Origin of the sequence: Bacteroides ovatus (assembly GCF_001314995.1) — a bacterium.
In the GTDB taxonomy this organism is placed as follows: Bacteria; Bacteroidota; Bacteroidia; order Bacteroidales; family Bacteroidaceae; genus Bacteroides; species Bacteroides ovatus.
Window position 1 is genome coordinate 2,779,346 of record NZ_CP012938.1, and the last position, 17,436, is coordinate 2,796,781.

Here is a 17,436-nt window from a genome sequence, read left to right on the forward strand (position 1 = left end):
AAAACTCTTTTTTGCACCCTAATATTATGAATACACAAAAAAATAACAGTCTCGGTCCATTCATTGTCCTGACTTTCATATATTTCATAGTAGGTTTCCTAACAACTGTGAACGGGCAGTTTCAAGGTCCTTTAAAAATTGCGTTTCTTTCGCATACAGATGAATTGAGAAATACATTAACGACTTTTATATCTTTCTTTTTCTTCCTCGGATATTTACTGAATAGTTCATTAGGAGGAAAATGGATAAACGTGCACGGTTACAAGAAAACATTACTACGCGCACTGTCAATCATGGTTATCGGTCTATTAATGTATTCTCTCTCGTCCTGGCTTGTAGTACATTACGGAGATGCTCGCATCCTAATTTTTAAAGACCAAGTTCCTTATGGCTACTTTATTTTTCTATTGGGCTCCTATTTAATGGGAACATCAGCAGCCTTACTACAAGTTGTAATCAACCCTTATATTGCCGCCTATGAACTGCCAAATACGCAACCGGTACAGCGTATCAATATCGTATGTGCTATCAATTCGTTTGGTACTACGATCGCTCCTTTCTTTGTTACAGGAATTATCTTTGCCGGTGTTACGCTTGAAAGTGTTACGGCCGACCAATTAATGTTTCCCTTTTTAATGATCACCTTATGTATCATTATCACTACATTAATCACCTCCCGACTAAACCTGCCTGATATTCAAGGAACCAGAGTTGACAATAACAATAAGCCCAAACACAGTATTTGGTCTTATCAACATTTAAGTTTAGGAGTCATCGCCCTATTTTTTTATGTAGGGGCAGAAGTATCAATTGGAGTAAATATCAATTTGCATGCAATGGAACTAATAGAAAATGGGCACAGATTTTTTTGCTTTGGAAAAAGTCATATAGTAGTCTGGGGGTTAGATCTAGGTATCCCCGCATTACTCGCCACTCTCTATTGGGGAGGTTTGATGGTAGGAAGGCTTATATTTAGTTTTTTCAACAATGTTTCTCCACGCATATTACTCACTGTAACCACCATTATTGCTACAATACTTATATTGGTGGCTATTCTTACCAACAATTTATGGATATTGGTATCTGTAGGACTATGCCATTCTGTAATGTGGGGTTGCATATTCACTTTAGCTATTAAAGGATTGCAGCAATACACTTCCAAAGCTTCCGGCATTCTTATGATGGGAGTATTCGGCGGTGCCATATTCCCTGTACTTCAAGGCATCCTTGCCGACACATGGGGAAGCTGGCAATGGACATGGATAATTGCACTTATATGTGAACTAGTTATGCTATATTATGCCATTTCCGGATCACATATTAAAAACTTACCCAAAGTACAACAATCATGATGTTTCCATTAGCTGTCTACATAGAAATAGGACATGCCTAATATATTTTTATGTTTTTATACACGATTCTTAAAAAAAATACATAAATTGCAATATCAATCAATATTTTATACAAATATTCTATCTGTATAAATTAGTTCGATATAAGAGTGCTATCCAAAAACAATAAAGACGTTTTGAGGTTGACAATCAACAGTCCTAATTGTTTATTAAAATATTATCCAAAGTGATGCATTGTGAAACTATAGAAAAACAAAGAAAAATATTATTATCTGTTCGGAATGGCTCCGAGAAAGCCTATCAAGAACTTTATGAGCAATGGGTATCTCGGCTATATGGATTCGTGTTTCAATACCTAAAGTCGAAAGATGCAACCGATGATGTTGTTCAGGAAACTTTTTTACGTATATGGTCTAATCGTGCCAATCTTAATCCAGACGTTTCGTTTAAATCATACTTATTTACGATTGCATATCATTTTCTCCTAAAAGAAATGCGCCGTCAGTTAAATAACCCCTTGATGGAAGATTACGTTGAATATCTTAATCGGTCGTCTACAGAAACAGCTGAAGCTGAATCATTGATGTGCTATGACCAATTTGTAAATGCATTAGAAAAAGGAAAACAACACCTATCTCCTCGTCAACGTATCATATTCGAAATGAATAAAGAATATGGTATGTCAATTTCTGAAATTTCTGAAAAATTGTCGATAACTAACCAAGTCGTGAGAAATCAATTATGTATGGCTCTAAAAATTCTCCGTGTAGAATTGCGTCAATATTATCCTCTTCTTCTTCTCTTCCTGAAAGATATTTGAAAGTTCTCTTGTTTATGTGTTTTATAACATAATACTTTTGATGTTACATTTAGCTTACTTGTGGATATAACATATAAAATGTTATAAATATGCACATAGTAAATAAAGCAAAAGACTTATTAAAGAAGTTTCAGTCCGGTAATCTTTCACTATCGGATTTTAAAGAATTGGTATCAACAGTTAACGACTCGTCTGACCAAGAGTTGGAGGACGTTCTTTTCGAAGAATGGAATAAATTTGATACATATCCTTCTTTATCTCAAGAAAAGATTGACTCCTTGTACTCTCACCTACATAAAAAGATGAAGATCTCACCTTTTTACAAAATAACACGGCACTGGGGACAAATTGCAGCCTCAATTCTTTTCCTTTTTGCAAGTGGATTAACCATACTGTACTACATACAACACCAAGAGTTGCAAACATTGGCTGAACAAGATGTAATAGTACGTTCAGGAGATTCCGGCACTTCTCAAGTGACTCTTCCTGATGGTACATTGGTTCGTCTAAATGCAAACTCATCCCTTACATATCAACAAAATTTCGGACAGGATAATCGCAAGGTGAAATTATCGGGTGAAGGATATTTTGAAGTTAAGAAAAACACAGAGAAAAAGTTTATTGTCAATACCGGATATATAGATGTCACAGTTTTAGGAACAAAGTTCAATCTTTATGCCTATGAGGATAAGGATATTATAGAGATGGCTTTGGTAGAAGGACATGTTAATGTATCTACATCGCAGCCTCCCTATCAGACTATTTGCGTTAAACCCAATGAAAAAGTTACTTATAACAAATATGATAATAAACTTAATATAGAAAAGACCACTACTAAAATAGAAACAGCTTGGTTGAACAAAGAATTAGTATTCCGGGAAGAAAAATTGGAGAATGTATTCCAATGTTTATCAAGGAAATTTCGTGTGAAATTCTCAATAGATAGTTCAATATCCGTAGATGATGTATACACTGGTGCATTCGATGATGAGAAAATCGAAGATATATTGGAAGTATTGAAAATACATTATGGATTCAATTACACAGTTAAGGATGGAAAGATAAATATTCGAATGAACAAATAATTATTAATCTTAAAATGAAATGATATGAAAACATGAATGAAAAACAAAAAAACTTCGGATAATTTGCCCATTATCCGAAGTTAGGAATGAGTCTTGTATGAGTTTCCGCTCATACCAACTCTTAATAAAAAAGAAAATAAACCAAATAGTTGTGTATTTATGAAAAATAAAAAACAATTAATCAGTTTAGTGCAGAAAGATAATAAAAATACAATCAAGTTGTATTCCTTATTGTTATTTTTTTGTTTCTTAACATTCACAAGTGCTAATGCACAGACAGGAAAAGTCAGCATTAATTTAAAAAATGCATCAGTAAAAGAGTTATTTAATGCAATTGAATCCCAAACGCCCTATCGTTTCTCATACCGTAGCGTAGAAGTAGAGAATAAAAAAGGGGTTACCATTTCTGTAAAGAATGCTAAACTTAAGGATCTGCTTATTCAAGAACTACCTAAACATCACCTCTCTCATATAGTACAAGGTAACAAAATAATTGTGACTCCTGCTACAGATAACCAGTCCTCTGACAAGTCTAATAAAGTAACAGGGAAAGTGGTTGACACAAATGGCGAGCCTATAGTTGGCGCTACCATCAAGGAACAGGGAACAACGAACGGTACAATTACGGATATGGATGGTAACTTTAGTTTTATGGTTTCTCCCAACACAATGATTGAAATCTCCTATATAGGATATCAAGAGCAACGGATAAAAACCGTTTTTGGAAAAAGTATGTTCATTACCTTAAAAGAAGATACAGAACTTCTTGATGAAGTGGTTGTAGTTGGCTATGGAATACAAAAAAAGGTAAATCTGACAGGAGCCGTTTCCGTAGTAGATGCCAAAACAATTCAGAATCGTCCGATTACAAATGCAACCCAAGCGTTACAAGGTGCACAAGGAGTCTATGTAAACTCTGCAGCCGGCGCTCAGCCTGGAAACGACGCAGCTACTATTCGTATCCGTGGTATGGGAACATTTTCCAGTGCAGGTAATGACCCATTATTTCTAATTGACGGAGTTCCTGGAACATTGACCGATGTGAATCCAAGCGATATTGCCAGCATTTCCGTATTGAAAGATGCAGCTTCAGCTTCTATCTATGGATCGCGTGCAGCAAATGGAGTGGTATTGGTGACAACAAAAAAAGCGGAAGCCGGAAAATTTTCTGTTTCATATAACAACTCTTTCGGATTACAGCAAATCACTTATCTGCCAGATGCCGTATGGGATCCGATCCTTTATATGAAAGGTTTTGATAAAGCTTACGAGAACGAAGGAAGAGCACCTCTTTATGCAGATATCATAGAAGAATATAAAGAAGGAATGAAAGTAGATCCTTATACCTATCCGGCAACAGATTGGTTCGATCTTTACTTTCGTGATGCTTTTATGCAAGAACATAATATACGTATCTCCGGTGGAAATGACCATATACAAACTGGTTTATCTGTCGGATACTTAGACCAAGAAGGGGTTGTTAATTTTACAGACGCTAAAAAAGTTTCTATTAATTTCAATAGTACTATTAAATACGGTCAATTCAAAGCAGGAATCAATGTGTCGGCTAATTATAGAAATTACAATGAGCCGCATACTGGAATCTCCGATTACATGCAATTGGGAATGCGTGCTCTACCAGTAATGACTCCTTATCTGGCTGATGGCAGTTATGGCCGTAGTTGGGTGGTAACTCCCGGACAGAATACATTCAACAACTTGCTGTCTTGCAAGGATGGAGAGAATAATTACAAACAGACTCGTATTGTCGGCAGTGCATTCGCCGAATATATTTTCCCTTATGATATCAAATACAACATTACATTGGGAGTCAGAAAAGTAGATTTAACTAGAAGATACTTCCAACCAACAACCTACACTTACAATCCAAAGACATTGGAACCGCAAAAAATGATTGCAAATACAACAGCAATGAATGCAGCGAATGACGATATTAATCCATCAATAAGCCAGACCGTCAATTGGAATCGTAGTTTTAACGGTAAACATAACATTGCTGCCTTGTTGGGTATGAACTACGAAGAATTCAATGCGTGGTCATTCAGCGCAAAAGGACAAGACGGATATCTGGATAATGAACTGACAGAAGTAGGACTGGCTACAACATTTCTTAAGCCAAGCAGTTCAAGCAGTAAAGTTCGGTTACTTTCCTATTTCGGCAGAATAAATTATGATTACGCAGATCGCTATCTCTTTGAGGCAAATCTCCGCTACGATGGTTCTTCCCGTTTTGCAAAAGGACATCGTTGGGGACTTTTCCCATCATTCTCTGCCGGATGGCGTATCGATCAAGAAACTTTCATGGAAAATACTCAAAATTGGTTATCAAACTTGAAGTTGAGAGTATCATGGGGGCAATTAGGAAATCAATCTATTGGCTTATTCCAATACACTCCAGTTATGAGTTCTGGTGTAAATTATATATTTGGGAATACACCTGCAACGGGATATGCAATGACCCAAGCTGTCGACCCGGAAATTTCTTGGGAAACAACAACTATTACCAACTTAGCATTGGACTTCGGAATTTTCAATAACTCACTGAGCGGTTCAATTGAATTCTTCAAAAAAAGGACAAAAGACATTCTCCGTTCTGTCAACCAACCATCACAGGTAGGAAATCTAACTGGAGCCATGCGTAATATCGGCACAGTAGATAATACCGGTTTAGAAGCCAATTTAGCTTATCGCAATAATATAGGAGCCTTCAACTATCATGTATTTGGTAACGTGACTTATGTTAAAAACGAAGTAGTACACATTGGTGGTGACGATATGATTAATGGCAAAAGAATTACGAGAGAAGGATATCCAATTGACGCTTATTATCTTTATATCTGTGACGGGATTTTCCAATCAGAAGATGAAGTAAAACACCATGCTTACCAAAGTGCTAACACACATGCCGGTGACTTAATTTTCAGGGATGTATCCGGCCCTGAAGGAGTACCTGACGGACAAATTACAGAAGATGATCGTGTAGTAACAGGCAGTTCTGTACCAGATTTCACCTATTCGTTTGGCTTAAATCTAGATTATAAAGGAATAGGACTGAATGTATTTTTTCAAGGAGTATCAGGAATTAGCACTTACCCTACTCATAATTTGGTGTACCCCTATGCTAATGGAGCAGGTGTTACCTACGAATGGCTGAAAAGAGCATGGACACCAGAAAATACCGGTGGTGGATTCCCCCGTTTACTGACTACTAACAGTCAACATGATAATTATACAAAATCCAGCACATTTTGGTTAAGAGATGCCTCCTATTTACGTTTAAAAAACATTCAACTAAGTTATGATTTTCCCCAAAAATGGATCGCTCCATTAAAAATTGCATCGTTAAAAGTATTTGTGAATGCAGAAAATCTCTTGACATTCTCGGACTTTGACATATTTGATCCGGAAAGATCGTTAACCTCAGACTATATATGGTCATATCCTTCTGTAAAATCATTTACAGGTGGAATCAATGTTACATTCTAAATTATGCCAATTATGAAGAAAATATTAACTGGATTTGTTTTTTGTCTTTCTATAACAAGCTGTTCTCTAGACACGATTCCCACAAGCCAGTATGTAGAAGATAATTTTTGGAAAACCCCTGAACAAATTGAGGCAGGTTTGGTAGCCTGTTATAGTACGATGTATAATGTATATATGTACGGAAGTAATTTAATTTTTAGTGAAACCGGAACCCCTAACGCCTACAATTATAATGGAACTTATGGATGGCGAGTAATTGGCGATGGCTCAGTAAATTCTATAAATTCAGATATTGTCAATGGTAAATGGGGAGCTTGTTACCAAGGTATCGGACGTTGCAATACATTTATAGCCGGTGCTCCTTCTTTTGTTATTTCAGAAGAAGATAAAAAGGAGATGGTAGGAGAAGCAAAATTCCTGCGTGCGTTGTTTTATTTTGATCTTACTAACATGTATGGTGATGCTCCATTAATTTTAGATAAACCGGATGTAAATACACAGTCATTTCTGCCTAGAGATCCGAAAGCTAAAATTATAGCTCAGGTTATTCAAGATCTGAAAGATGCTTTTTCTGCATTGCCAGCAACTTCTTCCCAAACAGGAAGAGCCAATAAATGGGCCGCAAAAGCATTACTAGCACGTGTCTATCTATACAATGAGATGTGGGAAGAGGCAGAAAAAGCAGCTGAAGAAGTGATAAACTCCAAAAAGTATTCCCTCTTTTCAGACTACCGTAATCTCTTTTCAAGAGATCATGAAAACAATCAAGAAGTGATCTTTGATGTACAATACCTGTACCCAACTTTTGTTCATTCGGGTAACGGGTTGGATGTCGTACTTCGCCAATTCAACTCAATTGCTCCAACCTTAGATTTGGTAAAAGCTTACGATATGAAAGATGGTTCATCGTACACCGATGGAAAAGATTTATATATAGATAGAGATCCTCGTTTCTATGCAACTATCGTTCATCCCGGTGCCACTTATATGGGACAGATTGTAACAAACGATAAATTCATAAATACCGGTTATACGTTCAAGAAATATTCACGTTATGACACAGCTGCCGCCACCATAGACGATAAGAATGATATCAATATTATTCTTATGCGCTATGCTGATATACTTATGATATATGCGGAAGCACGAAATGAACGTTTAGATAAACCAGATCAACCTATATACGATGGCATAAACGAGGTACGTAATCGTCCTAGCGTAAAGATGCCTTTATTTGATAAAACAAAAGATAATTTTACAAAAGAGCAGATGCGTGAAAGAATACGTCATGAACGCCGCATCGAATTTGCAGGTGAAGGTTGGTATTACAATGATATACGCCGCTGGAAAATCGCAAAGGAACTAATGAACGGTAGTACCGTACAAAAGTATGATGGTTCCATTATTGAAAGACGTATATTTAACGATAAGAATTATTTATTTCCACTTCCACAGCAAGAAGTGAATGATAATCCGAATCTATTACCCAATAATCCCGGTTGGTAAAAATAAATTTCTTATTAAAATGAACAATAAGTATCCATTATTATATATGTTCTTTTTGCCTGTAATGTGTCCATCAGGAACAAAAGCTCAGAATCCGGATCAACGACCAAACATTATTTATATTTTGGCGGATGATATCGGTTATGGGGATCTAGGGTGCTATGGGCAGCAAAAGATAGAAACGCCGAATCTAGATCAGTTAGCTGCAAAAGGTATGCGGTTTACCCAACATTATTCCGGTTCTGCGGTTTCTTCTCCTTCTCGTTGTTCATTAATGACAGGATTACATACGGGACATGCCTATATCCGTGGAAATGACGAATTACCTGAACGAGGTGATATTGAGAATTATTTGGCTGTATTGGCAGATTCTACTTTAGAGGGGCAACGTCCGATGCCTGAAGGTACGATAACGGTGGCATCCTTATTAAAGCAAGCAGGTTATACAACCGGTTGCGTTGGTACATGGTGTTTAGGCTATCCAGGATCAAGTTCTACTCCCCGCAAAATGGGCTTCGATTTTTTCTATGGGTATCATTGTCAACGACAGGCACATGATTATTATCCACCTTTTCTGTGGCGAAACGAACATCGGGAATATCTGCCTAATCGCCTTCTTTCACCAAATCAGAAATTCGATGCAACAGCCGACCCTAATAAGAAAGAAAGTTATGAATTCCTTGTCTCCAAATCTTACGCACCGGAGTTAATGCTTCATGAGGTCCTTTCATTTGTAAAACGACACAAAGAACGTCCTTTCTTTCTATATTGGCCTACTCCCATTGCACATGTACCATTGCAAGCACCTCAACGCTGGATTGATTATTATGTAAAAAAATTCGGTGACGAGTCCCCTTATTTGGGTGACAAAGGATACTTCCCTTGTCGCTATCCAAAAGCTACATACGCTGCCATGGTTAGTTATATGGATGAGCAAGTCGGCTGTCTGGTTGAATTATTAAAAGAATGCGGGATTTATGAAAACACATTAATCCTATTCAGCAGTGATGACGGACCGACTCACAACGGAGGAGTGAATGCTCCTTGGTTTGATAGTGCAGGACCCTTCAAATCGGAAAAGGGCTGGGGAAAAGGCAGTTTACGTGAAGGTGGTATCCGAGTGCCAATGATTGTTCATTGGCACGATCAGATCACCGCCGGATCTGTCAGCGATCATATTTGCGCCTTTTGGGATGTGTTGCCTACATTAGGCGAAATTAGCGGCTATTCCTACAAAAAAACAGATGGCATCAGTTTTTTTCCTACTTTGAAAGGCAACCGTCAAGGAGTGCATGAATATCTTTATTGGGAGCTTCCGGAAGGGAAAGGTTCGAAAGCTATCCGCATGGGAAAATGGAAAGGATATCTTTCTAATATTAAAAACGGAAACCGTTGTGTAGAGTTGTATGATCTGGAAACAGATCCGCAAGAACAGTACAATCTTTCATCTATTTATCCGAATGTAGTGAAGGAAATAGAGAAAAAGATGAAAAAAGCTCATACGGAATCCCCTGTTACTAATTACAAATTATAAATTATCGAAAATATGAAAAAATGGAATTTATTACTTGTATTGGCTTTACTTTTTGTTGCATGTAAAGATGAATACGATGTCAATTTAGATGAGCTTTATGGCACTACCTCCGGCTCATCTTCTAAAGTAGATAAAGAAATCATTACATGTGGAGACTCAAAAGTCATGATTGTCAATATAGGCAAAGCCTCTATGACCACAGTACCATATGAGTGGGAATGGGATTCGAAAACAGCCGATGACCTTTCTGCAACATTGAAAGGACGTTTATTGGGAATGGATGAATGCAAAGTCGTAAATGAAGGAAACGACCAACTTGTCTTGCTAACATCTTCGGGAGGAGCAGCTCTTATTCTTTCTCGTAAAACCAAAAAATGTTTATTCACTGCTGTGGATGCTCCAGGAGCACACTCTATTGAATTGCTGCCCAACAATCGAGTCGTAGTGGCCCTCTCTGGTGACGCAGGCGGCTTTCAGGTATATGACAGGGACGCTTCTAACAAAGTTATCTTTAAAGAAGATCAAAAAGGCGGACATGGTGTCATTTGGATGGAAAATCAGCAACTTTTATATGCATTAGGATATGATAAATTACTCGCTTATGAACTAAAAGATTGGAATACATCAACGCCCTCATTTGTGAAGAAGCAAGAATGGAATCTACCTTTAGGTGGGACAGAGCAAATACCGGATGGACATGATTTAATTCGCATTTCAGATCATGAATTAGGATTCACAACAGCTTATAACGTATATGTACTCGATACAAATACAGGAACTATCTCTGAATTCGAACCTATGAAAGGTCGCAAATTTATCAAATCCTTCAATTACGATAAAGAAAGCGGATACTTAGTTTATACTTATGCAGATATTGAGTGGTGGACACATAATATTCACATCCAAAATCCCAACAAAACAATCACCATCAGTAATGTAAATCTTTATAAAGTGAGAACAGTACCTGAAAGGGAATAAATAAACAGAAAGAAGCGATTACAAATTTGTAAAAAATAGCTTTCTAAATAGTTCGTAAAATGGATATAAGAAAAAAAATATGAAAAAGATATATGCAATATTTATACTTTTTTTTGTCTTGTGCGCATGTGCTACCGGACAAAAAAAGAACGAAATTGTTGTCTGTGGTGACGACAAAGTATGGATTGTCAATGTAGATAACTCAGAGGGAAAAAATTTAGATATCGTATGGAAATGGAATGCACAAGAGTCTAATATCCCTGACGATTTCAAAAAATACTTTCAAGGAATGGATGAATGCAAAACTGCAAAAAATGGTGACTGGTTACTTACATCTTCTTCGGCTGGAGGAGCAGCAATTATTGAGCGTTCATCTGAAAAATGCTTGTTTTATGCAAGAGTTCCAGCCGCACATTCCATAGAGCTACTTCCTGATAATCGGGTAGTGGTAGCATTATCACATAATGAAGAAGGAGACTGTATACAATTATTTGACATCAACCACCCTAACCAAGTTCTTTTTCAGGATAGTCTTTTTTGGGGGCATGGAGTAATCTGGATGGAAAACCGTCAATTGTTATACGCACTCGGCTTTAATGAATTAAAAGCTTATTCCCTAAAGAATTGGAAAAGTGAACAACCAACATTACAGATGGAAAAAGTATGGAAACTGCCAACAGACGACGGACACGATTTGATTCGCATTTCAGAAAATGAATTGGGATTTACAACATCGTCCGGAACTTATGTAATTGATTTGGACACGGAAAAAATTGTTTCATTTCAACCTTTAGAAGGGAAAAAATTCATCAAGTCATTTAATTATAACAAGGAAAATGGAATTTTGAGTTATACACAAGCCGAAATCGAATGGTGGACTCACAATATTTATCTGGAGAATCCAAAGAAAACGTTAACTATAGACAGCATCAATCTGTATAAGGTTCGTCCAGTTATCTATGAATAATCATAAAATTAAAAAAGTATTTATGCATATTATTAATAAAATATTAATATTGGGGAGTTGGCTGGTTGTTCTATTGTTAGTCCATACTTCATGCACAAACTCTGTTGACCATTCGGAAAGGACATTAAAATTACTTCCTGAACCTGCCCAGTTAACAGTAGGAAAAGAAGCATTCATTCTACAGGACGATATGATTATCAGCATCAATGCCCCCTCTTTAAAATCGGCAGCAGATTATTTAGTTACCATCTTGCAACGTGCCACTGGTTATAAGTTTGTTGTTACAGAAGAGGGAAGAGGGCATATTCAACTATGTATAGATGAAAAATTACCTCACAAAGAAGGCAATTACACATTAAAGGTTACCTCGAACCAAATACACATATCTTCGGCGAATTATGCCGGTGTAATAGCCGCTATATCAACAATCCGTCAAATGTTTCCTGTTGAAATAGAAGCATCAACCGTTGTTTGGGATACAGTTTGGTCAATACCAACTGTTTCTATCATAGATGAACCACGTTTTGCATGGAGAGGCATACTACTTGATGTAGCTCGCCATTTTTTCAGTAAAGAAGAAGTGAAAGAGTTGTTAGATGTTATGGCACTTTATAAGATGAATAAGTTTCATTGGCATCTGACTGATGATCAGGGGTGGCGCATTGAAATCAAGAAATATCCCCTACTGACAGAGAAAGGGGCATGGCGTACATTTAATGACCAAGATCGTATTTGCATGAGTCGTTCAAAAAGAGAACAAAATCCCTCTCTTGCCATTCCTTCTGATAAATTACGAATTATAGAAGGGGATACTCTATATGGGGGGTTCTATACACAGGAAGATATACGTGAAATTATAAGGTATGCAGCAGTACGTGGCATCGACGTAATTCCAGAGATAGACATGCCGGGACATATGCAAACAGCAGTTAGCCTTTATGCGAATGTATCTTGTTTTCCACAAAAAGAAGCACCGATGAATATTTCTTCTCCTGTTTGTCCGGGTAAAGAGAGTGCCTTAGAGTTTTGCAAGAACGTGTATGACGAGATTTTCCGACTATTCCCTTCTGAATATGTACACTTAGGAGCGGATGAAGTTTCAAAAAAGAATTGGGAAAAGTGTTCAGACTGTCAGAAACGTATGAAAGTAAACAACTTAAAGACAGAAGAAGAACTGCAATCATGGTTCATTCATCAAATGGAACAATATTTCAATGAAAATGGAAAACGTTTGATTGGCTGGGATGAAATATTGCAAGGTGGAGTGTCGCCTACGGCTACAGTGATGTGGTGGCAAAGCTATGAAAAAGAGGTTGTAAAAAAATCCATAGCCCAAGGTAATTCGGTCATTCTTTGCCCGAACTACGATTTCTATTTGGATTATTCCGAAATAGGACAGTCCACTCGTCTGATTTGTGAATCAGTATCTTTATTGGACTCATTGAACGAATCTCAATCCAAACAAATATTAGGAGTACAAGGAAACATTTGGGGTGAGTTCATTCCTTCCCGTGAACGAATGCATTATATGGCATTTCCTCGGTTACTCGCCATCGCAGAGACAGGTTGGTCACAAGCTGCAAATTACAATTGGAAAAGCTTCCAGAGACGCATGACCGGACAATTCAATCGTTTAGATGCATTGGGAATAGATTACCGCATGGCTGATTTGGAAGGATTTTGCAACACAAATACTTTTATCGGTGAAACTAAAGTAAATGTCATTTCCCCTGATCCAGACGTTGTTATCCATTATACTGACGATGGCACAGAGCCAACCGAAAAATCGGCAGTATACACCACTCCTATATCCATCCGCGATTCTGCAAGTTTTGCGTTCCGCGCATATCGCCCCAATGGAAAATCAAGTAAAGTTTTCCATGCTTCTTATAAAAAGCAGAATGGATATATTCCAGCGGTAGATATTAAAGCTCCGAAAAAAAAGGGATTAATGCTTACATGGTATGAAGGCGACATTCCTTCTTGCCAAGTAATAGAAAATTACCATTTAAAAGAAAAGAGAACCATCGACGATATATATATTCCTTCAGAAGTAGGCAACAGTAAAGTAGGTTTAATTTTTACCGGTTATTTTTACGTATCGGTTGACGGTATCTATTCATTCAGCCTTTCATCTGATGAAGGAAGTACATTAAAAGTAGATGAAGAAATGATTATAGACAACGGAGGCCGACATTTGAGGAATGAAGTTTCAAGTCAACGTGCATTGGCAAAAGGATGGCATCCGTTAGAAGTTCGTTACTTCGATTTCAATGGTGGATGTTTGTCGTTAAAGATGCATGATGCTTCAGGCAAACAAATAAAACCAATATACAACCATTAATTAACCAATGATAAATAATCATGAGAACACAACTGATAATTATATTGTCGCTGTTGAATGTATGTTTGGTGCCTGCCCAAGAGCGTGATACGCGTGTGCGTACCTACATTACTCCCACCCGGATTGTTTGGCAACAAGACAGTGATCACATCACTAATTGTAATTTTCTGTTAAACCAGGGAGATGGTCAGGCTTATTGGGGAGCGTATTACGATTACGAATCAATAGATACCGGTTTACAAGGCAAGAAAGAGAAAACGGTCAAAGCCGCCACATATTGCCGACTATCTTCTACCGATGGGGCTCGTCCAGCTATTCTGCTTGATTTCGGGAAAGAACTTCATGGCGGAGTACAATTAGTCACTGGTGCCTGGCCAAGCCATAAGCCGGTAAAAATCCGTCTTCGTTATGGCGAATCGGTCAGTGAAGCAATGTCCGACATAGACGGCAAAGGAGGAGCGACAAACGACCATGCTATTAGAGATCAAGAGCTTATCCTTCCATGGCTCGGAGTATATGAAACAGGAAACTCCGGTTTTCGTTTTGTGCGCATTGATCTATTGGATACAGACGCAATACTTGAGCTTAAGGAGGTCCGTGCAATCTCTATCATGCGCGATATTCCGTATCGCGGTTCTTTCCAATGTAATGATGAGAAACTTAACACAATATGGCGGACGGGAGCTTATACCGTTCACCTGAATATGCAGAATCATCTCTGGGATGGAATTAAACGAGACCGTTTGGTCTGGATAGGTGATTCCTATCCAGAGGTGATGACTGTAAACTCCGTGTTCGGTTACAATGAAGTGGTACCTAAAAGTTTGGATTTAATGCGTGATATCACGCCATTGCCACATTGGATGAATGCAGGATTCTCCTCTTATTCTATCTGGTGGCTGTTGTGTCATTATGAATGGTATCGCTATCATGGAAATAAAGCCTATCTGGAACAATCACGTGATTATATTACAGCTTTATTGAGACAATTAATGACTCAAATAGCCCCCGATGGGCAGGAATGTCTGGATGGCACTCGTTTTTTGGATTGGCCATCGAATAGCAACAAAGACGCAATTGCGGCAGGGCTCCAAGCCTTAATGGTTTGGGGAATGCGAGTCGGAGTTGAATTTGCAGAACTATTTGAAGACAGACAATTGTCTAATGACTGTAAAGCTGCCGAGAAGAAGTTGGTAAAAGCTGCATCCAAAGTTTATAAAAAGTTTTTAGCTTCCTGTCCGGCTCCCGATGCGCCCGGCTCCAAGCAAGTGACTGCATTAATGACGATTACAGGATTAATTGATGCCCCAAAAGCTGATAAAGAGTTCCTCTCAATAAATGGTGCACAGGGCTTCTCTACTTTTTATGGCTATTATATGTTGGAAGCAATGGCTATGGCCGGCAATTATCAAGGAGCATTAGACGTGATTCGTGAATATTGGGGAGCAATGATCGACTTGGGAGCCACTAGTTTTTGGGAAGATTTCGATATCAATTGGATTCCGAATGCAGCCCCCATCGACGAACTAGTACCGGAAGGGAAAAAAGATATTCATGGTGACTGTGGCGCTTATTGCTATGTAGGCTTCCGTCATAGTTTGTGTCACGGTTGGGCTTCAGGACCAACTTCTTGGTTGAGCCGTCACATTTTAGGTGTGGAAGTAATAGAACCAGGATGTCGTCAAGTACGTATAACTCCTCATTTAGGCGATTTACAGTGGGTGAAAGGTACATTTCCAACTCCTTATGGCGAACTACAAATTTACCATGAGAAGCAAGCAAATGGCAATGTAATATCAGAGGTGAAAGCCCCTAAGGGAGTATCAGTCATCAAATAGATAATGAGTTTTATAAAACAATTAGAAGGTAGTTTACACTGCCGTAATGTATAAATTAGAAGGAGTAAACAAATGAAAAAGAAATTATTAATGAATGTATGGATAATGCTTGCATTATTCACATGTGTAGGTATTTCTTCTTGTTCAGACAACGACGAAGACGGCACAAAAGGACATCAAGTATTACGTTTAGTTGATAAAAGTGGAAATCCAATTGGCGGTATCAGTGGTGGAGACTGTAATTTGACTGGTAGCGCTGAAAACCTGACGCTGAGAGTGATGTCCGATTTAGACTGGGAAATAACTATTTCCGAAGGCAACGAATGGTTTAAAGCCGACATCACAAAAGGAAGCGGTTCAAAAGAGATTTCATTTACAGTAGCCGAAAATGAAGGATTGGAAGAAAGAAAAGCTACAGTGATATTATCGACCACCCAGAATTCATCTGTTCAAGATTTCGTATTGAATTGTATTCAGCCAGGTGGACCAAGATTAATAGTGACTCCTGAGAATACTTCTGTCGAAAAAGAAGGGAAAGATGTCACCATTGCAATTAACACTAATTTACCTTCATTGAAATGTATCATACCTGAAAATGTTAAATGGATTACTCAAAAATCATTAACAAACAAACAGTTAATTCTTACAGTAGCAGCAAGTGATATCGCAAAAATACGTACTGCAACGGTGGAAATTACTTCTGAGTCGGCCGCTTATCCTACAACAAAAAGCATAGAAATCAGGCAAGCGGGTGCTGTGGATATGGCAGAGTTACTCGATGTTAAGTTCAATGCAGATGGTACTGCAGAAGATCTTTCTGCGATGAAAATGCCTATTAAAGCATTTGCCGGTTCTACTTTGAGCATGATTGAAAATGAAACTTTTGGTTATATTGCAAAATTCGACCCGGTAACAATAAATGCGAATAAAATTACCAGTGGTTTCTATATTGTTGATTTCACCCAAAACTTAATTTTCCAAAATGCAATTGCCGATGGATTCTCAATGGAATTATATGTAACTGCTAAAGATTACGGAGAAAGCGGTCCGATTCCGATGGGGTGTCATGGTGGTGGCGGTGTTGCCATTACTTGGCAAGATAAAGATAACTATTGGACTTTTGAACCCTATATAGGTAATTATTCAGCTTGTAATACGCCTCCACTGGGTGAAGTGCCAGAAGAAACATGGTACCATGTAGTGGGTGTCTGGGATGGTACAGGAAGTGCAGGTGCCATTAAATTGTATCTAGATGGAGAAATCAAGGCAGAAAGAGCCCCTGCTAAGGGTAATTCATTCCAATTTCCAGGAAATAAATGGTTCGTAATTGGTGGAGACGCTGGTGCTGCAAATGAAGCAGACAGAGCCTATAAAGGTCAAATTGCCGTAGCTCGTATATATGACCGTGCTTTGACAGCCGAAGAGGTTAAACTATTATATGATACATTGGAAGAATAAAACACTCCGCAGATGAATCATTTTTCATAGGTAATCAGAATAAACAA

At 38.0% G+C, this 17,436-nt stretch carries 11 protein-coding genes; all 11 read left to right on the forward strand.

Translation table 11 applies throughout. From position 1 onward, the window contains the following. The first annotated feature begins 26 nt into the window (after positions 1–26). The 11 genes from Bovatus_RS11115 to Bovatus_RS11165 all read left to right on the forward strand — a co-directional run bounded on the left by Bovatus_RS11115 (position 27) and on the right by Bovatus_RS11165 (position 17,389). Positions 27–1,352: an MFS transporter gene (locus tag Bovatus_RS11115; protein WP_004299239.1), complete on the forward strand. Its 1,326-nt coding sequence runs from the start codon at positions 27–29 to the stop codon at positions 1,350–1,352. A gap of 229 nt (positions 1,353–1,581) precedes the next feature. Further along, positions 1,582–2,172 (forward strand): RNA polymerase sigma factor, encoded by a 591-nt coding sequence (locus Bovatus_RS11120; RefSeq protein WP_004299237.1) that lies wholly within the window; start codon positions 1,582–1,584, stop codon positions 2,170–2,172. A gap of 89 nt (positions 2,173–2,261) precedes the next feature. Further along, entirely contained in the window at positions 2,262–3,257 is a 996-nt protein-coding gene (locus Bovatus_RS11125; RefSeq protein WP_004299235.1) for a FecR family protein, read from the forward strand. Between the two features lie 159 nt (positions 3,258–3,416). Further along, positions 3,417–6,764, forward strand: coding sequence for a SusC/RagA family TonB-linked outer membrane protein (locus tag Bovatus_RS11130; protein WP_004299232.1), 3,348 nt, complete (start codon positions 3,417–3,419; stop codon positions 6,762–6,764). A 12-nt stretch (positions 6,765–6,776) separates the two neighbouring features. After that, entirely contained in the window at positions 6,777–8,270 is a 1,494-nt protein-coding gene (locus tag Bovatus_RS11135) for a RagB/SusD family nutrient uptake outer membrane protein (protein WP_004323480.1), read from the forward strand. A gap of 46 nt (positions 8,271–8,316) precedes the next feature. Then, positions 8,317–9,804, forward strand: coding sequence for an arylsulfatase (locus Bovatus_RS11140; RefSeq protein WP_044919523.1), 1,488 nt, complete (start codon positions 8,317–8,319; stop codon positions 9,802–9,804). 12 nt (positions 9,805–9,816) lie between these two features. Continuing rightward, positions 9,817–10,782, forward strand: a complete 966-nt coding sequence (locus Bovatus_RS11145; RefSeq protein ID WP_004299227.1) for a DUF6528 family protein — start codon at positions 9,817–9,819, stop codon at positions 10,780–10,782. Between the two features lie 79 nt (positions 10,783–10,861). Continuing rightward, complete coding sequence (locus Bovatus_RS11150; RefSeq protein WP_004299226.1) at positions 10,862–11,749, forward strand: DUF6528 family protein; 888 nt, start codon at positions 10,862–10,864, stop codon at positions 11,747–11,749. A gap of 22 nt (positions 11,750–11,771) precedes the next feature. Further along, the gene (locus Bovatus_RS11155; RefSeq protein ID WP_004323482.1) at positions 11,772–14,093 is read left to right on the forward strand and encodes a family 20 glycosylhydrolase; all 2,322 of its coding nucleotides are present in this window, start codon (positions 11,772–11,774) and stop codon (positions 14,091–14,093) included. Positions 14,094–14,113: 20 nt separating this feature from the next. Next, entirely contained in the window at positions 14,114–15,931 is a 1,818-nt protein-coding gene (locus tag Bovatus_RS11160) for an alpha-L-rhamnosidase-related protein (RefSeq protein WP_004299224.1), read from the forward strand. Between the two features lie 72 nt (positions 15,932–16,003). Continuing rightward, positions 16,004–17,389, forward strand: coding sequence for a LamG-like jellyroll fold domain-containing protein (locus Bovatus_RS11165; protein WP_004299223.1), 1,386 nt, complete (start codon positions 16,004–16,006; stop codon positions 17,387–17,389). Positions 17,390–17,436: the final 47 nt, after the last annotated feature.